Source organism: Chitinophaga sp. YIM B06452 (genome assembly GCF_039655965.1).
Classification (GTDB): Bacteria; Bacteroidota; Bacteroidia; order Chitinophagales; family Chitinophagaceae; genus Chitinophaga.
The window spans coordinates 982,851-1,007,579 of the sequence record NZ_JAWLKY010000002.1; the positions used below are offsets into that span (position 1 = coordinate 982,851).

Annotated in this window: 20 protein-coding genes; 4 read left to right on the plus strand and 16 right to left on the minus strand. The window is 47.2% G+C overall.

Going from position 1 to position 24,729, the window contains the following annotated elements:
* Nucleotides 1-627: 627 nt before the first annotated feature.
* Nucleotides 628-1,014, plus strand: coding sequence for a helix-turn-helix transcriptional regulator (locus R3I13_RS13720; RefSeq protein WP_346318533.1), 387 nt, complete (start codon nt 628-630; stop codon nt 1,012-1,014).
* Between the two features lie 5 nt (nt 1,015-1,019).
* Here the strand turns inward: R3I13_RS13720 and R3I13_RS13725 are convergent, their stop codons facing one another.
* The 16 genes from R3I13_RS13725 to R3I13_RS13800 form a co-directional block, all read right to left on the minus strand.
* Nucleotides 1,020-1,226: a hypothetical protein gene (locus tag R3I13_RS13725; RefSeq protein ID WP_346318534.1), complete on the minus strand. Its 207-nt coding sequence runs from the start codon at nt 1,224-1,226 to the stop codon at nt 1,020-1,022.
* Between the two features lie 262 nt (nt 1,227-1,488).
* Entirely contained in the window at nt 1,489-2,763 is a 1,275-nt protein-coding gene (locus R3I13_RS13730) for a polysaccharide pyruvyl transferase family protein (protein ID WP_346318535.1), read from the minus strand.
* Between the two features lie 20 nt (nt 2,764-2,783).
* The gene (locus R3I13_RS13735; protein ID WP_346318536.1) at nt 2,784-4,235 is read right to left on the minus strand and encodes a RagB/SusD family nutrient uptake outer membrane protein; all 1,452 of its coding nucleotides are present in this window, start codon (nt 4,233-4,235) and stop codon (nt 2,784-2,786) included.
* A gap of 10 nt (nt 4,236-4,245) precedes the next feature.
* The gene (locus R3I13_RS13740) at nt 4,246-7,563 is read right to left on the minus strand and encodes a TonB-dependent receptor (RefSeq protein ID WP_346318537.1); all 3,318 of its coding nucleotides are present in this window, start codon (nt 7,561-7,563) and stop codon (nt 4,246-4,248) included.
* Nucleotides 7,564-7,798: 235 nt separating this feature from the next.
* The gene (locus R3I13_RS13745) at nt 7,799-8,920 is read right to left on the minus strand and encodes a FecR domain-containing protein (RefSeq protein ID WP_346318538.1); all 1,122 of its coding nucleotides are present in this window, start codon (nt 8,918-8,920) and stop codon (nt 7,799-7,801) included.
* A 61-nt stretch (nt 8,921-8,981) separates the two neighbouring features.
* Nucleotides 8,982-9,581, minus strand: coding sequence for an RNA polymerase sigma-70 factor (locus R3I13_RS13750; protein ID WP_346318539.1), 600 nt, complete (start codon nt 9,579-9,581; stop codon nt 8,982-8,984).
* 461 nt (nt 9,582-10,042) lie between these two features.
* Nucleotides 10,043-11,158: a UDP-galactopyranose mutase gene (gene glf / locus R3I13_RS13755; RefSeq protein WP_346318540.1), complete on the minus strand. Its 1,116-nt coding sequence runs from the start codon at nt 11,156-11,158 to the stop codon at nt 10,043-10,045.
* Nucleotides 11,159-11,190: 32 nt separating this feature from the next.
* A complete protein-coding gene (locus R3I13_RS13760; RefSeq protein WP_346318541.1) occupies nt 11,191-11,946 on the minus strand; it encodes a glycosyltransferase family 2 protein in 756 nt (251 codons plus the stop codon).
* Between the two features lie 23 nt (nt 11,947-11,969).
* Nucleotides 11,970-12,854 (minus strand): phosphotransferase, encoded by an 885-nt coding sequence (locus R3I13_RS13765; protein ID WP_346318542.1) that lies wholly within the window; start codon nt 12,852-12,854, stop codon nt 11,970-11,972.
* A complete protein-coding gene (locus R3I13_RS13770; protein ID WP_346318543.1) occupies nt 12,847-13,113 on the minus strand; it encodes a hypothetical protein in 267 nt (88 codons plus the stop codon). Before R3I13_RS13770 ends, R3I13_RS13765 begins: the two co-directional genes overlap by 8 nt.
* 20 nt (nt 13,114-13,133) lie before the next feature.
* Nucleotides 13,134-14,453, minus strand: coding sequence for a hypothetical protein (locus tag R3I13_RS13775; protein ID WP_346318544.1), 1,320 nt, complete (start codon nt 14,451-14,453; stop codon nt 13,134-13,136).
* A gap of 33 nt (nt 14,454-14,486) precedes the next feature.
* Nucleotides 14,487-15,710 (minus strand): LicD family protein, encoded by a 1,224-nt coding sequence (locus tag R3I13_RS13780; RefSeq protein WP_346318545.1) that lies wholly within the window; start codon nt 15,708-15,710, stop codon nt 14,487-14,489.
* Entirely contained in the window at nt 15,707-16,426 is a 720-nt protein-coding gene (locus R3I13_RS13785) for a sugar phosphate nucleotidyltransferase (RefSeq protein ID WP_346318546.1), read from the minus strand. Before R3I13_RS13785 ends, R3I13_RS13780 begins: the two co-directional genes overlap by 4 nt.
* Nucleotides 16,427-16,469: 43 nt before the next feature.
* Entirely contained in the window at nt 16,470-17,600 is a 1,131-nt protein-coding gene (locus R3I13_RS13790; RefSeq protein ID WP_346318547.1) for a TlpA disulfide reductase family protein, read from the minus strand.
* 470 nt (nt 17,601-18,070) lie between these two features.
* Nucleotides 18,071-18,358, minus strand: coding sequence for a hypothetical protein (locus R3I13_RS13795; protein WP_346318548.1), 288 nt, complete (start codon nt 18,356-18,358; stop codon nt 18,071-18,073).
* A gap of 51 nt (nt 18,359-18,409) precedes the next feature.
* Entirely contained in the window at nt 18,410-20,086 is a 1,677-nt protein-coding gene (locus R3I13_RS13800; protein WP_346318549.1) for a vitamin K epoxide reductase family protein, read from the minus strand.
* Nucleotides 20,087-20,232: 146 nt separating this feature from the next.
* Here R3I13_RS13800 and R3I13_RS13805 point away from each other — a divergent pair, with 146 nt between their 5' ends.
* From R3I13_RS13805 to R3I13_RS13815, 3 genes are read left to right on the plus strand one after another with little or no spacing between them, the layout of a single operon-like run.
* Entirely contained in the window at nt 20,233-22,458 is a 2,226-nt protein-coding gene (locus tag R3I13_RS13805; protein WP_346319151.1) for a peptidase domain-containing ABC transporter, read from the plus strand.
* Nucleotides 22,459-22,484: 26 nt separating this feature from the next.
* Nucleotides 22,485-23,831 (plus strand): HlyD family efflux transporter periplasmic adaptor subunit, encoded by a 1,347-nt coding sequence (locus tag R3I13_RS13810; protein ID WP_346318550.1) that lies wholly within the window; start codon nt 22,485-22,487, stop codon nt 23,829-23,831.
* A 36-nt stretch (nt 23,832-23,867) separates the two neighbouring features.
* Nucleotides 23,868-24,728, plus strand: coding sequence for an alpha-1,2-fucosyltransferase (locus R3I13_RS13815; protein WP_346318551.1), 861 nt, complete (start codon nt 23,868-23,870; stop codon nt 24,726-24,728).
* Nucleotide 24,729 lies beyond the last annotated feature (1 nt).

Consider the following 24,729-nt stretch of genomic DNA (forward strand, 5'->3'; position numbering starts at 1 on the left):
GCGTCCTGTAAAGTTAGCCGATTTTTCAGTATTGGCGTGCGATGCCTATGTTGCAAATTTCATTTCCCCTTCAAAAAGCTGAGATATTCTCTGGAAACCGAGAGGATTTCTCGCCCTCCATTTTCATGTTTATTGCAAGGCTGCATTTACATTTGATGCATTGGAATTTGGAAACAAGGGAAATCAAACCACGGCATGTTTCTACATGCTGCGTGTTGCGATAACTACAAATTACTGATTCATTTTGGGGAGATCATACCCGGATCCTGTTTTCACGGTCACATCCGGTTGTATACATTGTGCATTCTTCAACAAAGTGCATTTGGATATTTTTCATACGACCCGCTTTTTCTGGCGGGTCATTTTTTTAAGAAAAAGTGGTTTGTAAAAAGTAATAAATATATTACCTTCGATGACTAAATGTTCTGAGCTAAAAAAGAAACTAACCAACGCCGGATGGGTAATTCTCCGCCGGGGAAAAGGAAGTCACACTATACTAACCCATCCTGTCAGGCCCGGAGAGAGGATAGTTTTTGCAGATCACGGCAGCAATGAAATTGGCAGAGGCCTTGAACGAAAAATCTTAAAACAAGCACGATTAATTTAAATACCTGAAATATACGCACCATGAGAAAATACGTATTCATCGTAGAAAAAACCGGCACCGGTTATTCTGCATATGCCCTGGATGATAATATTCACGTAGGTACAGTAGGAAATAATATGCCGGACCTCCGGAAAAATGTGCTGGATGCTATCAACACCTGGAGAGAAGAAGAAGGATTAAAGGATATATCAGGAAAAGACCTTGTTATGAGGTTAGACATCGCACAATTTTTTGAATACTACAAAGTGATCAATTCATCGGCGCTTGCCGAAAGGATCGGCATCAGCCAATCGTTACTTTCACAATATGCCAACAGGATCAAAACACCATCTGAAAAGCAGGTCAACAGGATACTAACCAGCATCAGGGATCTTGGAAAAGAACTCACACACCTGGAATTAATATAGCCGCGTTACAACGCCGTCAGCACTTTTGAACCGCACAGCAGCAGCACATCCCGGCGCAGGTCAAGTGCGGGGGGCCGGGAACTGAAGTATTTGATAACCTGATTGGTTAGCATTTCAAAACTGCACAAAAAAACGACTCTCAAGTGAGAGCCGTTTTTTGTGCCCTGAGCGAGCTTTTTTCTAACAACTTTTGGGAGATTTGAAGTCTTCATCGAAATGATTTAGTTGAATAACGAGGTTTTACAACTAAATCATTTCGCGACAGCGATACGCTTTACGGAAATTATTAATGATAACGACTTGTTAAAAGCACCTTTTTGAACGATTCATTGATTTGGGGCTGTTACCAAGCCGTGAAATTACATTGTGGCATGAATAAAGACTTCAAAAACAAAGCTACCCAATAGACTTGCCGTTTTTTCCGGTTGATGCATACAGCTTATCTCTATTCCATAAACTGTCATCCCCTTTTGCTTATACATTCAGCTTGCTTTTTAACACGCCCATTGTCTCCCGTTGTTTGTCTTCTACAAACTGCTGCCCCTTCTTTGCGAGCTGTTTTGCAGCGGCGGGGTCTTTGGCCATGGCCAGTGCGGCGGGCAGTATTTTGGGGATGTCTGCCTCATTGTCCATATCAAACAGCCACTCGCCCAGGCCAATGTCCCGCCACATTATGCCTTTGCTGGTTTGTTCATGAAAGCGGCCTACCATGGCCGGAATCCCGTGGCCGATGCACATAATTGGAGAGTGCATTTCCAGCCCGAACATGCCGGCAGAGCGGCGGTAGGTGCTGAGCGCTTCGTCTGTCAGCCAATAGCGGTCCCGCCAAACCACTTTCGTTTTTACATCTTCCGGCAGTTTATCGTATAAAATTTCTTTGCCCAGTTTTACTTGTGTTTCATCTTCCGGGCAGATGAGTATTTTCATAGGTGTTTGCCGTACCACTTCCACAATGGCTTCACGGATAGGGGCATTGTCATGCTCCCGCATTTCCTGGTTGCGGGCATCTTTTTTCTCGTCAAGGGGCCTTTTCTTGGAGGGTATTTCCCAATAGGGCGTAAAGCGCTGCCGGGGTATCACGCAAAGGAACTGGCCTGCTTCCAGCCCGTGTTCTTTCATGAAAGCCTCTGCTGCTGCATCGTTCTGCAAGTCTACTGCAAAGGCGCCGTCTGGCGCAAAGCCCATAATGGGGCATTTCACGCCATGGTCTTTCGCAAACTGCAGGGAAATGGAATCCCGGAAATAGGCAAACTGCGCTTTGGTGAGCAGCTCCACTTCCGTAGGGAAAGCCGCTTTGGTGGCGGCAGACGGCTCTCCGTAGTAGCCGGGGAAGGTAATGCCGTATATGCCGTAAGGCTTGCCCGTGGCAGCCCAGCGCGCTACGTCTTTACGAGCTGTCAGGGAAGGGCCGGAGCCATGCAGCAGAAAATCAGACTGGGCAATGGCGGCATCTATTTCTTCTTTACCCTCCACTATTTTTACTTTCGGAAAACGCCGCTGCAGCATTTCCTTCACGCCGTTATCTACACTGGAAGGCCAGAGTATGACGTCCGCACCGGGAATATGTTTTTCCAGCAGCGCGAGTACGCCGGGAGTATGGCCAATATCCCCGATGTTGACGGTTTGCCATGAAGAGCGGAGCAAGATGGTTTTCTTTTTGCTGTTGCAGGAGCTGGCCAGTGAGGGCAGGCCCGCCAGCAATGCCAGCATGGCCGGCGTTTGGGTCAAAAAGTGTCTGCGTGTATACATGATGTTGTTGTTTAAATGGATTAATAGCCTGGGTTTTGTTCCAGCGTGGGGCTGGCGTCCATAACAGACAGGGGAATGGGGAAGAGTACATGGAAAGGCTGTATCTCCGCATTCCGGTTGTAGCTGTTCTCCGCCTTCACGGCGTCTACCAGTCTGCCGGTGCGCACCAGGTCAAAACGGCGGTTGTTCTCAAAAGCCAGCTCCAGCCTTCTTTCCAACCAAACGGCCTCTTTGAAAGCCTGGTAGCTCAACCCGTCCAGGTCTGCCAATCCTGCACGTTCGCGCACATCGTTCAACGCGGTATAGGCTTCAACTGTAGGGGCGCCGTTAGCTTCATTGGCGGCTTCGGCGTATATAAGCAACACGTCCGCATACCGCAATACCGGCCGGCTGGTGCCTTCGCCACCGTTGGTTTTGGCGCTTCTGTCCCACAGCTTCTGAAAAGATACGGCTTTGCTGGGATCGGGGTCTGTGATGGAAAGGTTGGTAGTAACGCCGTTGTAGGTATAAGAGGTCATGAAGGTAACAGCCTTCCGCTTGTCGTTAGCCGCGTAAGCGTTGAAGAGGCTTTCCGTGGGCCTTGCAATGGCTGAGCCGCCGCCGGGGAAAATAGGCGCCGCGCGCGGGCCATAGCCCCGCCCTGTGCCGTGACCGTAAACGTCCGTGAGGTATTGTACTTCCAGCATGTTTTCTTTGCCGCCGCGGGCGGTAAGTGCAAAGGCATCCGCAAAATTGGCATAGAGGCCATACACCCCCTGGTCTATCACTTCTTTGGCTTTGGCGGCTGCCCGGGCCCAGAAGGGAGAGTTTTTGTCTGTACCTGCGCGGGTGAGGTATACCTTTGCCAGCAGCCCTTTAGCGGCTCCTGAAGTCACCCTGCCGGCGTCTGCAGCGGGATAGCTGGGTGGCAATGCGTTTTCCGCTTCCGTGAGGTCTTTCTCTATCTGCGCGTATACTTCGTCTATGCTTTTACGCGGTATGTCGAGCCCTTCAAGTGTAGCCGTTTCCGTTATAGTGACGGGCACGCCGCCATAGAGGCGCACCAGATTGAAGTAGTGCAGGGCGCGCAGCACCTTGGCTTCGGCTATGTACCTGTTTTTCAGGTCTTCGTTCATGGGAATGCCGGGCAGCCTGCCTATCACCGTATTAGACCGGTTGATGGCGGCATAGGCGCCGCTGTAAACGTTGATGAAAGAATTGGAAGGCGTAAGGTTGTACCGCCAGAGCAGCACCCTGTCTGCGGCGCCGGAAAGGAAAGGCACAGCGTCGTCCGTAGTCACCAGGTCCGGGAAAGGGTCCAGCACGCCCATGTTCTTGTAACACACGCCCAGGGCTGATTTAGCATCCTCCGCTGTTTTATAGTAGGTGGCGTTGGTGAGGTTGGTAACGGATGCAATGTCCAGCTGCTTTTCGCAGGCAGTGCCCGTCAATAGTATACCCACCATGAGCATATATATTGTTTGTTTGATCATTTCCATAAGATTAAAATTTCAGGTTAATGCCTGCCAGTACGGTTTTGGCTGCCGGATAGGTACCATAGTCAAGTCCCTGGCTGAGAGAGGAGCTACCGAAGCGGTTCACCTCAGGGTCGTAGCCATTATACCGGGTAATGGTGAACAGGTTCTGCGCGGCAATGTACACCTTCAGGGAGTTGACATGCAGACGGCTGAGCCAGCTCTGCGGCAGGTTGTAACCCAATGAAATATTCTTGAAGCGGAGGTAAGAGCCGTCTTCCACCTGGAAGCTGCTGAGTACGCGGGAGCCACCTGCCGCGTTGGCGCGGGGCATGCTATTGCTGGGGCGCTGCGGCGTCCAGCGGTCCAGCACGCGGGCGCTCTGGTTGTTGCCAGCGGTGAGGTTCAGCAGGTCAAAGTTACCGTAGTTCAGTATCTCGTTCCCATAGTTGCCCTGTATGAACACGTTCAGTTCTATACCCCTGTAAGCGAAAGTATTATTAAGGCCGCCGAAAAGATCAGGGTTGGAATTGCCGATGATATCCCTGTCGTTATCATTGATCACGCCGTCATTGTTGAGGTCTTTGTAACGGATGTCTCCGGGCTTGGCGGTTCTCTGGGCGGAGGCATCTATTTCTTCCTTGCTCTGGAAGATGCCATCCATCACCAGTCCATAAAAATTGCCAAGGGAGCTGCCTACCCGCAGCAGGATGGGATTGATGGTGGTGTTGAAAATGCGGGCGTCCGCACCGGCGGTAAAACTTTCCCGGCCATCCAGCCGCAGTACCTTGTTGCGGTTGAAGGTGACGTTGAAATCAGTAGTCCACCGGAAATCATGCCGGTCTATGTTCACGCTGGCCAGCGCCAGTTCCACGCCCCGGTTGCGCACGCTGCCGATATTCTTGAGCGTGGTGGTGAAGCCGGAAGAGGTGGGCACGCTCACAGAAAACAGCAGGTCAGCGGTTTTTTTATTGTAATAGTCGACCGTGAGCTGAAGGCGGTTGTTGAAGAAGGCCAGGTCTATACCAGCATCGAACTGCGCGTTCTTCTCCCAGCGCAGGTCAGGGTTGGCAATGCCGGAGGTATGGGCGGAAGACTGCAAGGCACCACCCAGTACGTATTGGGAAACGGCAATATTGGCCAGGTATTGATAATCCCCGATTTCCTGGTTGCCGGAAAGGCCGTAGCTCACGCGCACTTTGGCGTCGGAGAAAATGGACTGCTTCTTCATGAAGCGCTCGTTCATCAGCTTCCAGGCCAGCGCGCCGGAGGGGAAGATGCCGAACCTGCGCCGCGGGCCAAAGCGGCTGGAACCATCACGCCGGGCGGTAAGCGTGAGCAGGAAACGGTCGTCGAACCCGTAATTGACGCGCGCAATGTAAGAGATCAGTTTCCAGTTGCTGGCGTCCGAACTGGGGGCTACGAGCGTAGAGCCCGCCTCCAAGTTGTTGTACCGGGCAAAGTCATCAGAAAAAGTATTGGCCCTTGCTGTAGCGTTTTCTGTGCTCAGGCCCTGGATGGTATAGCCCAGCAGTGCGTTGAGAGCATGATAGTGGCCCAGTTGGCGGGTGTAATGCAGTGTGTTTTCATTGAGCCAGTTGATGCTCTGCGAGTTAACCACAGCGGCGGAGCCGCCCAGGGAAGCGCCGGCCAGGGCTTTGCGCGTGGTGTAATTGTTGGTTTTGGAGGCTTGCAGGTCTGCGCCGAGGCTGGTGCGGAAATGCAGCCCGTCAATGATCTCATAGTCCAGGTAAGTGTTGGCCAGCAGGCGCAGCACGGAATTTTTGCTGATGATCTCGTTGGCAATGGCCAGCGGATTATCTACGCCGTACCCGTTCAGCGAGCCCTGGTTTTTATAATAACTGCCGTCTTCATTGAACACAGGGAAGGTAGGGGAATAGCTCAGGGCTGAGCTGGTAACGCCGCCGCCTTCTGTACCGTCTACATCCGTTCTGGCGCTGTTGCTCTGCGTGTAGGCGCCTTGCATGGAAAGGCCGGTCTTTACGCGGGAACTGATGTCGTTAGTGAGGTTGGCTCGCAGGGTATACCGTTTGAAACCGGAGTTTTTGATGATGCCCTGCTGGTCATAATACCCTGCTGAAACGGAGTAGCGGGATTTTTCAGAGCCACCGCTCACGCCCAGCTGGTGGTTCTGGATGGGCGCATTGCGCAATATTACATCCTGCCAGTCTGTGCCTTCTCCGAAAGTTTCCGGCAGCGCCCTTTCCGGCGTGCTGCCGTTAAAGTAAGGTGCTGCGCCGTTGTTGATCAGCGCTTCGTTCACGAACAATGCGAACTGCTGCGCGTTCAGCAGCGGAATAGTTCTGCGTGCGGATTGCGAGCCGTAGTAGCCGTTGTAGCTCACCACGGCCTTGCCTGGCCTTCCTTGTTTGGTGGTGACCATCACTACGCCGTTAGAGCCCCTGGAGCCATAAATGGCAGTAGCGGAAGCATCTTTCAGTATTTCGATAGACACTACGTCGTCTGCGTTAATGGAATTAAGTCCACCGGATACGGGGAAGCCGTCTATCACGTACAAGGGGTCGTTGCCGGCATTCACGGAGCCGGAACCGCGTATGCGGATGGTGGCCGCGCCGCCCGGCCGCGCGGAGTTGGTAGTAACCTGTACGCCGGCGGCGCGGCCCTGCATGGCCCTGTCTAAAGAGGGAATAGGGGTTGATTTGATGGCCGCTTCTTCCACTTTGGCCACAGCGCCGGTGAGGTCGCTTTTCTTCACCGTGCCGTATCCTACCACCACCGTCTCATTGAGGCTGCTGGCAGATTCTTTGAGCGTAATGCTCATCGCGCCGCTGCCGGCCGCCAGCTCCTGCGGCTCAAAACCCAGGGAGCTGACCTGCAGCACTGCGCCGGGCCGCACGCCTTTCAGGGAAAAGTGGCCGTTACCGTCTGTCTTGGTGCCATGCATGGTGCCTCTCACCAGCACAGTAGCGCCCGGCACCGGCCCGCCTTTGGAATCCGTAACCCTGCCGGTAGCCGTGATCAGCGAATCTGCCGCGGGCGCCGGCGGCGCTTCGGGCGGGTTGCCGGTAGGCCGGCGTTTAATGATGATGCTGTTGCCTTCAAGGGTGTAGCTGAGCGGCTGGTCTTTTATACAAAGGTCCAGCACCTGCTTCAGTGAGGCGTTCTTAACAGACAGCGTAACCGGCGCTGTATTGCGCAGCACCGTTTCGCCATAGATCACAGACACGCCGGTGCGCGCGGTAATTTCCTTGAACAGTTTTTGCAGCGGTACGTTTTTGACCGACAGCGTTACCTGCTGTGAAAGACCGGTTGCACTCACATGCATGCATGTTACAAAGAGGATAAATGCAGTGATCTTGATCATTTTACATAACGTAGTTAAAAGCCTGTGCCGGCGCAGGGCTTTTTCATTCGCATTAAAATACATACTTTAGCGGTGTTTGGTAGTCTAACAATAGTCCTTCTCAGATTATCAGGAATACCAGATGTAGCCGGGAGTGTTGCAACCACTTCCGGTTTTTTTGTATTCCCGTAAAAGCTTTATTTACTGTTTTTATTTGGTTGAAATAATTACGTGGCGTTTTTGTGTTGTTGTATGATTATGGTAGTACCGTTATTTTTCTCCCCTCCAGTTGCAGGTGGTTAAACCCGCTGCCCTCCAGCATATGCAGTACGGCTTCCAGGCTCATATTGCGACTGATGGCCCCGCCGTACAGCTCCGCGCTGGGTTTTACATGGTATACTACTTCTACGTTGTACCAGCGCGATACTTCTCTTAATATCGTTTCGAGGTTCATGTTGTCAAACAGGAAAAGGCCATTCTTCCAGGCAATGGCTTTGGCCGTATCTGCCTGCTGCACGGCAATGTGCGTGCCGCCGCCTTCCAGCACCGCCTGTTGCCCCGGCCGCAGCGTTTGTGCAGCCGTGGCATTCTTTACCCTTACAGCCCCGCTCAGCAGCGTGGTGTTAACGGCCTTTTCATCTTCATAAGCCATCACGTCAAAACGGGTACCCAGCACTTGTACCTCCACATCATTCACCTTTACCACAAAGGGTTGAGAAGGTGCCTGCGTTATTTCAAAATAACCCTGACCTTTCAGCTCTACCACTCTTTGCTGCCCGGTGAAGGCGGTGGGATAGCGGAGGGAGGAGGCGGAGTTAAGCCAGACCTTACTGCCGTCTGGCAGCGTGATGCCAAAGCGGCCCCCTTTGGGCGTTACCAGGGTATTGATCTGGGAAGCCTGGTTGCTCGCGGTATAATGCAGCTGGCCATTGCTTTGACGGATGTTCCGGCGTATCTGCTGGTTGCCCGCGCTGTCTAGCGGCACAGCGGTGCCGTCCGCCAGAACCAGTGTGGCCTGGTTGTAACCGGGCTGTATCCTGCTGTTTACACTGGCGGTCTGCACCGGGGCCGCGGGCCGTTCCTGCCGCAGCATGTACAGCAACCCGGCGACCGCTATGGCCAGCACAGAGGCGGCTGCCAGCCAGTAAACAGGACGGCGGCGTTCTGCGCGGCGCGCCCCTCGGAGGATGGCGCCGGCCAACTCCGCTTCTTTTTGAGGGGGCAATGGTGGATGATCGGCCGTTTCCAGCAGATGCTGCACTGCACCAGGGAGGCGCAGGTCTCCGTCTCTCACCAGTTGCAGGAACTCTTCCACCTCCGGCGGCGTAAGCGTACCGGTTATGTAGCCCTGGAGCAATATATCGAATCTTGTAGGCATGTGTTATGTATAAAGACACATCCCGGCAGGGATATTACTAGTCTTCCGTAAATTATTTTTTTCAAAGGCCTGCCTGTAACAGGCAGAAAAGCAGCAAAGTGCCTGTGGTAGCACGTTCCAGGAAGTGACGAATGTTCACCAAGGCCTGGGCCAGGTGGTTACGTACGGTATGCTGGCTGATGTTGAGCCGGGCGGCTATCTCTTCCTGCTTCAGCCCTTTTTCCTTGCTCAGCCGGTAGATGAGGCGCTGCCGGTCAGGCAGGTGGGCAATGGCCTGGTGGAGAAAACCGCGGGACTCCTTTCTCAGCAGGGCCTGCTCAGGATTGTCCGCAGACTCGCTGAAGTATTCCAGCAAAGCATCGGTAAACTGCAGGTTGTGGGATTTTTTGCGCAGTTCGTTCAGGATATGATGCCGCGCGCTGGTATAGAGGTAGGCTTTCAGGTTTTCCACGCCAGCAAGGCTGGCTCGGCCGAGCCAGATCCTGAGGAATACTTCCTGCACCATGTCTTCCGCCAGCCCGGCAGATTTCGTCATGATAAAAGCAACATTGTAAATGTGGTGGCTGTACAGGTGAAAGAACTCGCGGAACGCAGATTCATCGCCTTCGGAGAGGCGTACGGACAATGATCCCGGATGATGATGGTAGCGGTCCATTTTCATAACGTTGCGTGGAGATACTAAAATATATAAAACTTTTCAGCATTCGGAGAAAAAACATATGGCAACTGTTTTTATGTTTTGCATTACGACCAGCTGGACAATATTTTTTGTTCTTATCACCGGAGCGTAGTGATCCGGGTCACATGATTAGCCGTGTGACGATGCACATTGTGAACAGCGCGCCGAGTATAAAGTCGGCACCGGGAGGTGTGTATACCATACCGGAGCGGGATACCGGCAACCAGTGATCGATACGCTGAAAAAAGTAAACATCAGAAAACATCCAGGAAGATTTGAAGTGGGCGGTAACTACCCTGCGGTTTGATCGGACTGTTCAGGGCAAGTTCTCCGCCATTGCCTTCCGGAAGAAAATCTACAGTGCGCTGGAGGAAATGCAGGCAGACCCCGACGCCTGGCGTTATGGATATAATAATAACCGAACGCACAGCGGAAATTTTCAATTAAAGGGATTCTACTTCTTTTTGGACAGCTTTAAGTGCAGATGCGATTACCTGGTGCATATCATAATATTTGAAATCGGCAAGCCGTCCCCCCAATATCAGGTTCCCGGTATCCAATGCAAGATTTCTGTATCTGCTGTGCATTAGGTCATTTTTGTGATCATTGATCGGATAATAGGGTTCAGCACCATTCTGAGGAGAATATTCCAAAGGGTATTCTTTAGTAATTACCGTATGCTTTTGTTGGCCAAACTCAAAATGCTTATGCTCTATAATACGTGTAAAGGGGATATTTTTTTCGGTATAATTTATCACGGCGTTACCCTGGTAGTTGGGCGTTTCTTTCAGCTGATGATCGAACCTAAGGCTTCTGTATTCCAAATTTCCCAACCTGAAATCGAATAATTCGTCCAGCGTACCGGTATAGATAATTTTTTCCGCCAGCTCGTTCAATACTGACCGGTTAGTGATGTAATCGATCCCCAGCTTTACTTCGACGTTCTTCAATAACGCATCGGTCAACCGATTGTATCCGCCAATGGGAATTCCCTGATATTTGTCGTTGAAATAGTTGTTGTCGTAGGTGAACCGGATGGGTATCCGTCTGATGATTTCAGGGGGTAATTCCGTTGCCTTTCTTCCCCATTGCTTTTCCGTATACTCCTTAATAAAATAATTATAGATATCGGTTCCTACAAGTGACAAGGCTTGCTCTTCCAGGTTCCCGGGTTTCTTGATCGCAACCTCTGATATTTGTTCTTCAATTTTCCGTTTCGCTTCCTCTGGTGTTATCACTCCCCACAATTGCTGAAAAGTATTCATGTTGAAGGGGAGATTATATAATTTTCCCTTGTACATGGCAAGCGGGCTGTTTGTGTATCTGTTAAAAGCTGTCAAAGAATTTACATAGTTCCATATCCTCTCATCGTTGGTATGAAAAATATGTGCGCCATAAATATGTACATTAATGCCTTCTATGTTTTTACAATATGTATTTCCCCCGGTATGACCACGCCTGTCGATCACCAGGCATTTTTTTCCCCGTTTGCTCATTTCGTGAGCAAAAATAGCACCGAAAACTCCCGCACCTGCTATCAGATAGTCATACTGCTTCATAGCGATTTAGCTTGATCAAATTCTTTGCACATTCAGAACGCCCGTTTTAATGAGGGCTTGGCACGCATGTCATCCACTACCTGCGTCTGAAGGGTCAGTCCCTGGGATGAGCTGTGATCATTACCCGGATGCTGCCGGTAGCAATAAATTACATTTGATATGTAACCGGAATTTTCAAAACCTGCTATTTCCATTAAAGGGATCATAATTGACTGATCGGACGCAGCCATGTAGAACTGACCGTCATTAAACTTAAGATTCACTCCATCAGGGTCTTGCTTGATGAATTCCTTGAATAGTTTGTACTTAAAAGACTTCAAATGAGAGGCCTTCCACGGAGCTTTTCTTAAATCCCGGAACTCTTCCCTTGTGTAAGGCGAACAATGGCCGATCTGACCATAGTTATTGATGTATTGCCCGTATGTCAGCAGCGCGCCATCATTATACTTCGCATTCACGATCTGAAGGGCGTATTTACCCAAAAGATAATCATCCCCGTCCAGCAGCACTATTATGTCCTCATCTTTAATCGGCAATCCCATCAAGTGCCTATATACATTCTCTGTAGGCCCCATACGGCGGTCATTTCTTATTTTTCGGATATGACCGAAATCTTCATCGATCAAATCCAGGGTGTCATTATCTGACGCGTCATCCAGTAAATAAACTTCATAGTTGTCATAATACTGTTCCAGCACCGAGTTGACGCAGTCAATGATAAAGGCGCCCACATTTCTGAAGGGCACCAGCACAACCATTTTGTGCATGACAAGATCTTCCTGTAACATATGCATTTTTTGATACCGGGTTTTTAAATGGCCGTGTAATGTTCAATTGCCCTGTCAATCCTGCCTGTGGCGTATTCCGAGTATTCACAGCCATGAAACGTTCTTATTTTCGCCCATACATACCAGAGAACGTCCTGGTATATCTTAAATAAAGAAACTATTTTGTGTATGTCTTTCCTGGCTGGCTCACCGGAAAAATATCTTTGCAGCATGCATGCTTCTTCATCGGCATTCAGTCCGTTCTCTAAAATGTAAGAACTGACGTCCCACAAGGGATCATTCATTCCGGAGTATTCCCAGTCAATAAGGTAAACATTTCTTGCGCCGTCCCATAGTATATTTTCTTTTACGAGATCGTTGTGGCAAGGCGCCCAGTTAATATTGGAATAGAGGTAATCATCATATTTTTCTTTTAAGCTGGCTCTTAGTTTATAGTAATCTTCTTCCAGCTTTATTCCGTTTTCCGCAGCCACCTTTTCATATATCCCAATCATTTTCCCAGCCCAAAAATCATTGTCGAATATTATCTTAGAATGATGCAGCTTTTTTAAGCTCCTGCAAACCATGTCAATTTTTATTTCAGCATCTATTAGGTCGGGAAATTTGTCTTTAATAAAAACGGATGTCTTTATCCATGAATGTTCAAGATAGCTCACATGTTCTACATTCAGCTTTAACCGTGCTATTTTATGATGATTGCTCCATTCATGTTGCCTGTTGATAATTTCTGATGTATTTACGCCTGGTACCCGGACAACATACTTGTTTCCCGTGACTGTGGTACACAAATAATTCTTATTTGTCATGCCGGATTCCAGAACCTCCAATCCGGTTATTACAGCATCATCCTTGGGCAAAAATTTCTCCGCGCCAGGCAACAATTGCATATCTATAAGTACCTTATTCATGCGTGGAGCTGTTTTTGGGCGGCTTTCTTAAAAACACCTCACGCGCAGCATACACTGCAATGAGTAGCCACGCACCATTCACGACGATATTTGGATTGTCTTTATGGAAGACAGCATTAGTCACAAGCCCGATCGCTCCAAGGGCATTTAAAATATGGTATGCATACTTGTCCGCGGAGATCTTCTTTAAGGCCAGCAGCAAATAACCGATAAGGTAAAAAAGCACTCCTGCCCATCCGATCAATTCTATTATTGTCATATGCAATTGAGGATAATATTCTATAAACTATTCATAGATCTTGTATGAATTTCCCTGATACGTTGAAAACGGCCAATACATTCCCGAAACTTTTCGTCGTTCGGTTTGTTCGTTCTGAAGGCATCATGTGAAGGGGAAACATCGGAATATCCGAATTCCCGCTGTACAGAAACAAAAGGGAACAGTACAGCTTTGTTTATCACTATTTCCGACAACTTTCCGTCTGCTGTAACGGTTGTGTCAAATGTTTCATCGAGAACCGGCCGGAACATATTCCTGTAAAGGACAATGAACTGCGTGCTCCAGAAGCTGCTTACCCAATATCTGTTGGTTGCGACCGGCAGCGCGGTATTCATATCTATTACCCCTCCTATTAACATATCGAGCCCTTGTTCATTGGCTTCTATAATATTCCGTATTAGATATTCCTTTGTATAATCTTTTGTGAATTCATGATCGTCCTCGCATATGATAACTACATCTTCATCGTTTGCCACCGCTAACTGAACGGCTTTCCGGATGCTTAGCCAAAGACCTGTGGCTCCTATTTCATGTTTACAGGCTTCAATGACCGCAACGGCGAATTCATCTTTCCCTTCAAATTGTTTTTTAATATGTATGAGCCTGTCAGTCCTTTCGGGCAGGTTCAGAATATATACGGGTATGGTCACATCTTCAAATGTTTCCGGAACTGCTGACGGAGCGGCATTTTTATAATGCTGCATCACTTTGCGGGCAATGTTTACCGTAGCAGTGCTCTTTTCAAACAACTCACGAACTGCTCCTGCAATGGTATTTGGCGGGGTCACATCAGAATACCCGAAATCCTTTTGTATGGAAATGAACGGGAAGGTAAAAAACTTTTTATCTGAAAGATCGGAGATCATGTAGTCTGCAGCGCCGCCGGGTGGAAATGTTGCCCCCAATAAACGGTCAAAGAATTTTCTGAAAATAACGCAGAACTGCAGGCCAGAGAATTTTTCCACCCAGAATATGCCATGCTTCATCTCCGCTATATTACTTACCCAACTAACGCCGCCGCACAAAATGTCCGCTTCTTCTTCTCTTGCGGCGGCAATGCTTTCAAACAATGTTTCCCTGGAATAGTGTTCGGTGAACACATGATCGTCTTCACAAATCAGCACATACTCATACTCCTTACGGGTTAAATCGCGGAGGATATGTTGAATGGTGTTCCATAAACCCAATGCCCCCGCTTCGCGTCTGATCGCCTCGACGACGGTTATTTCAAACTCATGCCTGTTCTCAAAGGTCATCATGACATTTTCCAGACGATCTGAACGGCTTTTGAGGTTAATGATGTATGTCGGAATTTTCATAAAATGCAGTATTGAGCGGACTTGATTTAAGAGTTAAACCATTCTACCGGCAGTATCCACTGTTATTTTCGCGTTAAGCTGAAAATTCGCCGGTAGCTCCAGCTTGTGCCGCCATGGGAAAATGACGATATCCGTCCGCCAGTCCCGGTAAAATGAACTCAGGCATTCTTGAGGGAAAGCGGGGCAATAGATGTCGGAATTTTCAAACTCAACTTTTTTTAAAGGATAGTAATATTCCGAAGGAATCTTTACACCATCATGTGTTACTATATGGCCGCCATCTCGTTTAACCGACCAGACGTCAACAAAAGGAAAAGTATGATCAAACCCTGGTATTTCTTTTCCTGATTCAAGCCATATCTTATGATATTTTACGCCTCCCCAGTTAGCGCTGCCGCAGCGGATCCCCTCTTCTTCCCCAAGACGCGGGAGAAGTTTTTCCAGTCCATCCTCCTCCAGCAGCAGGTCTACATCGTCGTCCCATGGCATGATCCCTCCGTGCCGTACATGCCCTAATAATGAACCATACCCGAGCACGAGTTGAACGCCGGCTTTTTCCGCGATGCTGTTTAACGATTGTAATAAAAGACCTACCTGTTCCTTTTCTTCGTTTTCCCAATGATTGATCGCCAGTATGGCGCGTTTTGTTGCATCGTTTCGGGATGCGCGCCGCGCTTCATTTTCTGTGTAGGTGCAGAAAACCGTTTCGCTGCAATAAATATTCAATTCCCCTTTTTCTGACAACTCCAGCATCTCCTCGTCCAGAGGTTGTTTAATAATATCCAGGCCGTTCAATGTTCCGGCGCCATGTTTTGTCAGGAAATAAATATCGAGGCCCCAAACCTGACCGAGGAAATATTGCTCTTTGAGTTCTTCCTTACTGCCGGAGCTTCTATCAAATGGGAAATATACATCCCAATCGTCTTCTGCATCAGCCAGTTCTTTTAAAAGGCCTTGCGTATCATATTGCATAGAGGTGTTTTCGTCAACAATCATGCAGGTGTGGAAAGGCGAGGCGATAAAGTCTTTCCATACATATTTATTTGCGATGAACGAAATGATTTCATAAGAAGACAATCCTATATTGTAACGCAGCTGCATGAAACCTTCGTTCACCGAAAGGCCTGCTTCCGGCAGGGAACCGGCAATGCTTCCCGAAAAAACCCTCAACGTAAAACCGTTCAGCTGTATTTCTATATGAAACTCGTCGCAGGCCGTGCTGTAGCGTATCTTATATATCATGGTGCTGCCGGTCATAGAAAGCTTCTTAAAATATCCAGGTCTATTTCGGTATCTACTTCAAAACAATCATCGGTTTCAACTTTTTCCACGAATATTTCGAACTCATTGAGATTATCTACAATGATCTGGTCCCAATATTGCCCGACCTGGGCCTGCTTCTCCGTGCCGCGTATGTTTTGTGAGAAAATATCCAGATAGTGTTTTATTTTTTGGGTCGCGTACTGATTCCAGAATGAAATTCCGGACATGGTATAAGTTCCGTTTCCGTATAATAACCCCGGGGAGTCTTTGGAAGTAAGGATGCGCGTCAGTTTATGGTTTGCTGAAAATTCCAATACCCATTCGGATGTTACATCCGGCCTGAAGACGGAAAAGTAGGTTGATCTTTGAATGGCTGGTGGGAGGAAATTTTTCCGGATAAACACATCCCCCTCCAATATCCATGTATTTTCCAGGAATTCCCTGCAGAGAAAAAGGGAATATATATTGTTGAATTCACTATAGTATGGGTTGTATACCAGGTTCACGTTGTAATGCTGCCTGAGATATTCAAATTTTTCCGCCTGATAACCTATCACTAGATGTATTTCATTTATTCCTGCTGATCGCAGGCATTTTATCTGCCGTTCGATGATCGGATCGCCATCTACAATTGTTAAAGGCTTTGGCACTGAAAACGTGAGAGGCTGAAGGCGGGAACCCACACCGGCGGCTAAAACAATTGCGTTCATAGTTTAAAGTTGGATGTGTTAACGGGTTATAGTCATCGGTTTTTTATTTCAAGCGGTCCGAGACCAATTTTTTCAGCAATGTCAGGTCAGTATCAACGATGCCGGTGCTATTGTAAATGGTGTGCCCTTCCGGATCGATCAGGTAGAGCTGGGGAATAGGGAGATACGCCAGGGAATTATAGAGACGGGTATCTCCATATACCTGTGGCCAGTTCATTGCATGTTTCTCGACAGCTTTCCTGAAAGCTGAAGCGTCTTTATCGATGCTGAAGGAGATGATCGTTAATGTGGAATCGTTGTATCTGTCGTTCATCTTTTTCAGGTCCGGTATCTCCTTTATACATGGAATGCACCAGGAGGCCCAGAATTGTATCAGCACATATCTGCCGCGAAGCTTTGACGATTCAATCCTGTTGTTGTTGATATCTGAAACTGAAAAATCAGGGAAAAGCCCATTGGAAGCGATCGCGACCTTATTACGGAGGGTACTTTCAACATATCTACCCGCTTTGGAACTTTTAAACTTGACCGGAAATTTCGTGTCGTATAGTTCCAGCAGTTTTTCGGGGCCGGGGGGGGTTACTCTGAACATCTCGCTAATAAATACCCAGAACGATATGTACAGGTCCGGGAATTGATTTATAAACTCCAGTTTTTTAGCCGTCAAAGAATCTGACAGTGTGAAAGCTTTATTGACAAGAGCGGGATCTTTCCCGAAACTGCTTCTGTTGTTATAATAGAAATTCAACAGGACATCTTCTTTTTCTTTTTTGAATGCATCGTATTTGGCTCCTCCCATGTCATTGTACGGGATAACATTCACGGACGATTTCTCATCAAGAGCGTAGAATTGTCCCGGGATTGAAGAGGAGGCTAGTGACACCTCCGAGCGGCCTTTTTTGAAGAAAACCTTTGTTATGACCGAGCTGGTATCGCTATTTTTATATCCCAAGATGATGAACCCGAAGGGAGAAAAAAGTTCGCCATTCCAGGATTGTGTATTTTGTAGATCTATCTTGTGTTCGTTGATGCCGTCATAGATTGTAACTTGAAATTTGGCGGCGGTTAATGAGCTGTCGAAAATGAACCTAATATACGACGAATCATTAGCCAAAGCAGGAATGCCGAACAACAGAAGAATGACAGCAAGCGTGTTTCCAAAATAGGTCCTCATACTATTATAACAGGTTTATGAACCACCGCCCGGAGGCGGTGGTTTAATATAGCTGGGTTTTGAGCTTTTAGCTACAGGAATATCCGGCCCACAGGCATTTGCAACCTCCTGAGTTGTACACGCAGCCAATATTGCCCATACCCGTGGGATTACAGCTTGTAGCGCATCCTGAAACGCTACCCGGGCATCCGGTACCGTTAGTGCTGGTAGCGCATACCTTGATGTTAGAACCATCGGTCGTATCGCAGCAGTATCTGCCAAGGCCGCATTCCGAGTCGCTGGTACAGGTATTGCTACCGCCGCCACCCATAATGTTCTTTAATTGTTCTCTTGTGAGAACCTCAGTTCCCTTCATGTTCGAAAGGTTGAGCTTTAATTTTTTCATTGATTAACTTTTTTAGGTTTAAACGGAGTTTATCAATGTAAAACTAGAAAGCGCCATTCTACTATATCTGGAACGGAGATTTTTTTTAACTATTTTCACATAACTTAAAAACTGTGATCTGCGAGAAACATAAATTATCGACTTGTCCTATCTGAGACATTTCTTCCTTTGATAAGATCCTGCCGTTCTTTATGAATAGCTCTTGTACCATTGCGCCTTCTTCTTCATAATAATAGGAACTCCTGTTCCTGTCAAACTTTATAGGGAACCCTAATTCCTTCATCTCCTGTATAATTCCTGCCATAGCGCTTTTAGACAAGCCGTTCTTCCCGGCAAAGGTTTCCAGGTCGCCGGTAGCTTTTTTCTTTATCATAAAATCTATGTACCGCAACCGCTTAATATGCTTCAACAAGGCCATGGCTGATCAGATTGATAGGAAATACTTCAGGTCATCTACGCTGTACATTTCAGGGAGCTGATGGTATTTGGCTTCGTCATCTGCCGTATCGAGGCATATAAAAAAAGTAGGTGTGTGAGTTACCTGGGTAGCGTTGATCCACTTTTGCATGACTGCTATTTTTTCCGCCTGCTGCTGCAGTTCGCCGTTGAGCGGATATTTAGCAGCAAATATGTCGTAGTTTTTTTCCGGCATGTTGTACCAGTCGTCCAACGCTCTTTTAGTAAGTGTTTCATTTTTCAGGGTATCTATTGCCAGGAAGTGACTTACGGGAAACTTCCGCAGGTCTTTGTCATCCAGGCTTGCGGTGAAGAGAACCTGCAGGCAGATCTCGCCATTGTTTTCCACCAGCGCTTCCATGGCGGGATGGACCTGGGCGCAAGGGCCGCAATACGGGTTGCATACTTTGATAAGTTTATATATCCCGTCCGGGTTCCCAATGGTTATGCCCATGCTGTCCGCCGGTTTGACGATGGATTTTTGTTTGGCCAGCAGGGTTTCAAATACTTTCGGGTTATTCTTCAGTCGCTTTATTTCAGTTTTTTTCGTACGGCCCTCCTTGGCCTTTTCCAAAGCCGGCATCAATAACTGGATGGCCATGGTAAGGATCATAAATGCGCCTGCTAACGTCAAGTACGATTGCAGTGGTATTTGTTGGAATGGCAGCAGGGTATGGAAACCACCGGCCAGGGCCGTAACAAATTGTAAAAGCAGCACTCCCTGTACCATCAGGCAAAGCACGCACCATTGGCGGGCCACTCTCCATTGATAATAGACGGAAAACCCAATGTAAGGAACGGCCAACACATTTATCCAGCTCAATAACGTCAGCGCCGCGGGATCCTGAATACCCGTCATTATCAGAGTCAGCAGCATACCCATAAAATAGCTAAAACCCAGGCTGCTCCAGCTAAGGCCGAATATTTTCGATGCTTTTGAATGGAGGATCGCCGAGCAGTTCACCTTGGTGCTCGTCTGGCATATCTGTTGTACGACGGGATTGTATTCGTCTACCTCATGCCACAGCAACAAGGCCGTTACGACGCTTCCCATAAGTGCGACCAGCGTAAATACGACTGCAGAAACAGCAGCTGCAGACGGCTGGCTGATTACAGTAGCTACGCATGCGATCAATGCAAGCGCCGGAAATGCGAAAGCGATAGTATTATATACCGCAGAGCGTTGTCTCTCTTCTTTCAAATTTTTTTCATATTCCCTTTCAGAGGCATTTTCTTCGCCGCGGGCTATGAGTATAGTTCCCCGGTATAGCTTGTTGAATTCTTCCGGAGAAAGTTTCTCCTTTTTCCTGGAATCGGGGTTATACATCTCAACGATGTCCGCCGAAAACTTCGAAACGACTCCAAACACATCCCCGGATTTCTCCGTCCTGATATGTGCCATAAAAGGAGGTTGTATTTCAGGCTCAGACAGGATTTCCTCCCGTGTAAATGTCAGAGGGATAGAGGAAACACTATAGGAAGACCCGATTACATCCGCGATGGACAACATACTTGGATAGTTCGGATGTTCCTGTAACTCTCTTTGTAAGTTGGAGCGGGTAAATTTCACATTTAAATACAACAATAAATGAGCAGCGGCATCTTCGCAGTGCTGCATAGGGAACAACAAGCGATCTAAAAACATAGACGGATTTTTGTTATCGGGTTTTTATATTGGGTTTACTACTTATAAAGCATAGTTTACGAGGTCACTGAAATAAAAATAATACATTTTTTTGTTTATCAGTATTATTTTTTTGCATTAAATGAATATTTTTGAAAAAACAAAAAGTGAACTTAACCCGAAGAAAATTCCCCTATTACAAGCAGTTGAATGCTATGGACTGCGGCCCTACCTGTTTAAGAATGATCGCAAAATCTTACGGCAAACATTACAATGCGGATACGCTGCGGCAGATAGCCGGTTTTAATAAAGCCGGCGTTTCCATGCTTGGCATCAGCGATACTGCAGAGAAAATCGGCTTTAGAACGAGAGGCGTGAAAATTAAGCTGGAACAACTGGAAGAAGCTCCGCTACCCGCCATTTTGCACTGGCAACAAAATCATTTTGTGGTACTAGCCGATGTAAAAAAAAAGAAAACAAAAATTGCGGATCCCGATAAAGGAATTATTGATTATAATATTAATGAGCTTATCAAACACTGGGCCTCGTCGAAAGATGAGAATGGAAGCCATGTAGGCGTCGTTTTATTATTGGAGCCCACCCCCACATTTTATGAATCGGAAGGTGAAAAGGAAAAAAAACTGAGCTGGTCAAGAGTTTCAGCTTACCTAACAGGAGTGAAATGGCAAATAACACAGGTGTTTATCGCGCTTCTGATCACTTCGTTGTTATCACTGGTATTTCCCTTTTTAACGCAGGGCATCGTAGATACCGGCATCAACACCCAAAACCTGCAGTTCGTTGTTGTGATCCTCGTGGCCCAGGTAATGCTGACGTTCAGCCAGACGGTCGTCAACTTTATACGAAGCCGTTTGTTATTGAGAATTTCCAATAATCTGAACATACAATTATTGTCTGACTTCTGGATCAAGCTTACCCGGCTTCCGGTCTCCTATTTCGATGTGCATCACACCGGCGATACATTGCAACGCATCGGCGATCATCATAACATTCAGACATTCCTCACAGGCACAGCCTTATCTACGCTTTTTTCCTTCTTTAATTTTATCGTATATGCCATCGTTCTGATGATATATAGTGTAGAGTTGTTTTTTGTTTTTTGTCTTACCAGCATTATTTATTTTATATGGGTCCAGTTATTCCAGAAGATCAGGAGAAAGCTGAACTATGAAACTTTTAACCTCTCCGCGAGGGAAAACAATACCACCTTGCAGCTTATCCAGGGCATGCAGGAAATCAGGCTGAACAATGCCGAAAAACAGAAGCGCTGGGAATGGGAGAATATCCAGATCAATGTATTCAAACTTGGATATAAAAACCTCAACTACAGCCAGATCCAGACCGCTGGGGCTACGTTCATCAGCAGCCTGCAGGGCATCGCCATCAGTTTTATCGTAGCAAAGCTGGTGATAGATGGCAAGCTCACTTTCGGGTCCATGCTGGCAGTGCAGTATGTCATTGGCCAGCTCAGCGGGCCAATACAGCAATGGGTAGGATTTGTACAGAACTTTCAGGATGCGAAGATCAGCATGGAACGCCTCAATGAGATACATCAGCTGGACGATGAGCAGGATCCCCAAAAAACGTACATCACTCAACTCCCGGAAAACAAATCCATCATCCTAAATAATCTGTCGTTTACTTATCCCGGAGTTGGCAACGATCCGGTGCTGGAAAATATCAACCTCGTCATCCCTGAGAATAAAGTAACGGCCATCGTTGGCGTAAGCGGCAGTGGGAAGACCACCCTGGTAAAGCTGCTGCTGAAAATGTACGAGCAATACGACGGAGAGATAAGGATAGGAGCGAGCAAACTGTTTAGCCGGGATGGTTTGAAGTTCGATTTCATCAGTCATCCCTACTGGCGCAGCGAATGCGGCGCCGTATTGCAGGAAGGGTATATTTTTAATGATTCCATCGCGCGGAATATAGCCGTGAGCGATGAATATGTGGATTATGACCGGCTTGTTCACAGCTGCCGCATTGCCAACATTCATTCTTTCATAGAATCATTACCTAACGGTTACTATACCAAACTGGGCGCAGAAGGGACAGGTATAAGCCAGGGCCAGAAACAACGCATCCTAATAGCGAGGGCGGTCTATAAAGATCCTGCTTATTTATTTTTTGATGAGGCAACCAATTCACTGGACGCAAATAACGAAAAGGAAATTGTGGAGAATCTGGGACGGTTCTTTAAAGGAAAGACCGTGGTAGTGGTCGCACATCGTTTAAGCACGGTGAAGAACGCGGACAAGATAGTAGTGCTGGACTCGGGGAAGATCAGCGAAGAAGGTTCGCATGATGAGCTGATCGCCATGAAAGGAAAATACTATGAGCTGGTTAAGAACCAGCTTGAATTGGGAAACTGACGCAAGACGGTCTTTAAAAATACTTTATGCGAAACGAGTTTAAAGAATTGGACAAAAACGACCTTATTGCTGTTAATCTAACGAAAGACAGGAAACTGTTTTTTTCTGAAAGGTCGGATCTCGCCCAGGAGATCATCAGCCGCAAGCCCGGCTTTCTTGAAAATTGGTCTCTGCTTATATTCCTCCTGCTGTTGCTGTTAATGATAGCTGGAAGCTGGTTTATCAGGTATCCCGACATCATTTACGCCAACGCCGTACTTACCGGCAGCAATGCCCCGAAAGAAATCGTTGCCAAACAAACCGGAAAACTAACAGCCTTATTCACAGAAAATAATCAACAGGTAAAACAAGGTGAAATCCTAGGATGGATCGAATCAAACGCCGATACTAAAGAAGTGGTTGATCTTTCGGAAAGGCTGGATTCCGCGGCGAAGTTATCGGGGAATACGGACACCAGGCTAATAGCAGGATTGTTTCACCGGAAATTTCAAAACCTTGGAGAGCTGCAATCTTCGTATCAGATATTTATTTCCGCTTTGCAGAAATACAATGATTATCTCAACAATGGTTTTTATTTGAACAGAAGGAGAATGCTTCACCGCGACATTCTTTCGCTTCAGATCATGGAGAACAAGTTGTCTGATCAAAAGAATTTCACCGCACAGGCTCATGAGCTGGCGAAAAAATCTTTTGAAATGAATGAAAAGCTGTTCCGGGAAAAAGTGATCTCCGAAGAAGAATACCGCAGGGCAAAAAGCAGTTTACTTGACAAACAGATGGTAGACCCGCAGATGGAGATCTCCATCATTTCGCAACAGAACCAGATACGCGATAAGCAAAAAGAGATCGATCAGCTCGACCACGATATCTTGCAGCAACAGCAAACTTTTGAGCAGGCGCTGCAAACACTCAGGAGCGATGTAAGTGAATGGCTGCGGGAATATACCATCCAGGCCCCTGCAGACGGCAAGGTCGTGCTTACTTTGCCACTTCAGCAGAATCAGCATCTGGAGATGGGAAAAGTATTGGGTTATGTAAATCCCACAGACAGTAAATATTATGTAGAAATAAAACTTCCGCAGAATAATTTCGGCAAAGTTGATACCGGCATGAAAGTGCAGCTGCGGTTTGAGGCATATCCATACCAGGAAGTCGGTTCCATCCCGGGTACATTAAGCTATATTTCCAATATAGCAATCGACAGCGCTTTTCTGGGAACGGTCCGCCTGGACATAGGGCTTGCTTCCAATACAAACAGGACCATTCAATATAAACCCGGCCTAAAAGCGCAGGCGCTGATCATCACAAAAGATATGCGTTTGCTGGAACGGCTGTATTATTCTGTCGTAAAGTCTGTTTCCATGAACAAGTAGACTAGTTGATGAGACTGCTACGCTAATTCAAATCCCATGATAATCGTCAATGTATCCGGAGGCATAGGCAATCAGATGTTTCAGTATGCATTTGGCCGCTACTTGTCTATTCTCCTGAAGAAAGATCTTTTTCTAAACAAAACAATCTATCAGTTCAATCAGTACAGGGCATTCGGGCTGGATTCTTTTCATTTGCCTCCAAATTGTTTTGTGGGAAATTTTAATGATCTGATGAATAATGGCATGATAGGAGAAGATATCCTGCTTATTGAAGAAAAATTCTTTCATTTCGATGAAGAACTTGTAGCGGGATTCAAAGAACTGGTTTCAGAAAATGAACTGCCGCAGAGAACAGCGTTTGTAATTTCCGGCTACTGGCAATCCGCAAAATATTTTGAAGGAATCAAAGAAATGATACAGGCGGATTTCAATTTCCGGCATAAGCTTGAGGGCGCAGCGCTTGTCATGCAAAACAGGATTAAGTCTGAAAACGCCGTCATGGTCCATGTAAGAAGGGGAGACTACCTGACCTGCCCCGGATTATTTGGTACTGTTTCCAAGGAATATATTATCGGCTCCATTCAATATTGCATAGAAAAACTCGAAGCGCCTGTTTTTTACATTTTTTCCGATGATGTACTATGGTGTAGGGAAAACCTGAAGGAAATAGAAGGCCTTACCTTTATTGATGACAGTTTTTATGACGAGCCCAGCAAATCTTATCTGCAATTGATGAGCAGCTGCAAACATTTCATTATCTCCAACAGTACGTATAGCTGGTGGGCATCCTGGCTGGGTAGCAGCAAAGGGAACCTAACAATCGCTCCCAATGAGTGGTTCACTGATCAAACCAGGGACACAAAGGACATTTACGGCCCTGAATGGATTAAACTATAAA

Coding starts and splice junctions, on each gene's coding strand:
- R3I13_RS13735 (WP_346318536.1), bottom strand. CDS start 4,235: ATGATCAAACAAACAATATATATGCTCATGGTGGGTATACTATTGACG.
- R3I13_RS13730 (WP_346318535.1), bottom strand. CDS start 2,763: ATGTATACACGCAGACACTTTTTGACCCAAACGCCGGCCATGCTGGCA.
- R3I13_RS13780 (WP_346318545.1), bottom strand. CDS start 15,710: ATGACCGGCAGCACCATGATATATAAGATACGCTACAGCACGGCCTGC.
- R3I13_RS13720 (WP_346318533.1), top strand. CDS start 628: ATGAGAAAATACGTATTCATCGTAGAAAAAACCGGCACCGGTTATTCT.
- R3I13_RS13770 (WP_346318543.1), bottom strand. CDS start 13,113: ATGACAATAATAGAATTGATCGGATGGGCAGGAGTGCTTTTTTACCTT.
- R3I13_RS13795 (WP_346318548.1), bottom strand. CDS start 18,358: ATGATAAAGAAAAAAGCTACCGGCGACCTGGAAACCTTTGCCGGGAAG.
- R3I13_RS13790 (WP_346318547.1), bottom strand. CDS start 17,600: ATGAGGACCTATTTTGGAAACACGCTTGCTGTCATTCTTCTGTTGTTC.
- glf (WP_346318540.1), bottom strand. CDS start 11,158: ATGAAGCAGTATGACTATCTGATAGCAGGTGCGGGAGTTTTCGGTGCT.
- R3I13_RS13815 (WP_346318551.1), top strand. CDS start 23,868: ATGATAATCGTCAATGTATCCGGAGGCATAGGCAATCAGATGTTTCAG.
- R3I13_RS13725 (WP_346318534.1), bottom strand. CDS start 1,226: ATGAAGACTTCAAATCTCCCAAAAGTTGTTAGAAAAAAGCTCGCTCAG.
- R3I13_RS13740 (WP_346318537.1), bottom strand. CDS start 7,563: ATGATCAAGATCACTGCATTTATCCTCTTTGTAACATGCATGCATGTG.
- R3I13_RS13775 (WP_346318544.1), bottom strand. CDS start 14,453: ATGAAAATTCCGACATACATCATTAACCTCAAAAGCCGTTCAGATCGT.
- R3I13_RS13760 (WP_346318541.1), bottom strand. CDS start 11,946: ATGTTACAGGAAGATCTTGTCATGCACAAAATGGTTGTGCTGGTGCCC.
- R3I13_RS13765 (WP_346318542.1), bottom strand. CDS start 12,854: ATGAATAAGGTACTTATAGATATGCAATTGTTGCCTGGCGCGGAGAAA.
- R3I13_RS13810 (WP_346318550.1), top strand. CDS start 22,485: ATGCGAAACGAGTTTAAAGAATTGGACAAAAACGACCTTATTGCTGTT.
- R3I13_RS13745 (WP_346318538.1), bottom strand. CDS start 8,920: ATGCCTACAAGATTCGATATATTGCTCCAGGGCTACATAACCGGTACG.
- R3I13_RS13800 (WP_346318549.1), bottom strand. CDS start 20,086: ATGTTTTTAGATCGCTTGTTGTTCCCTATGCAGCACTGCGAAGATGCC.
- R3I13_RS13750 (WP_346318539.1), bottom strand. CDS start 9,581: ATGAAAATGGACCGCTACCATCATCATCCGGGATCATTGTCCGTACGC.
- R3I13_RS13785 (WP_346318546.1), bottom strand. CDS start 16,426: ATGAACGCAATTGTTTTAGCCGCCGGTGTGGGTTCCCGCCTTCAGCCT.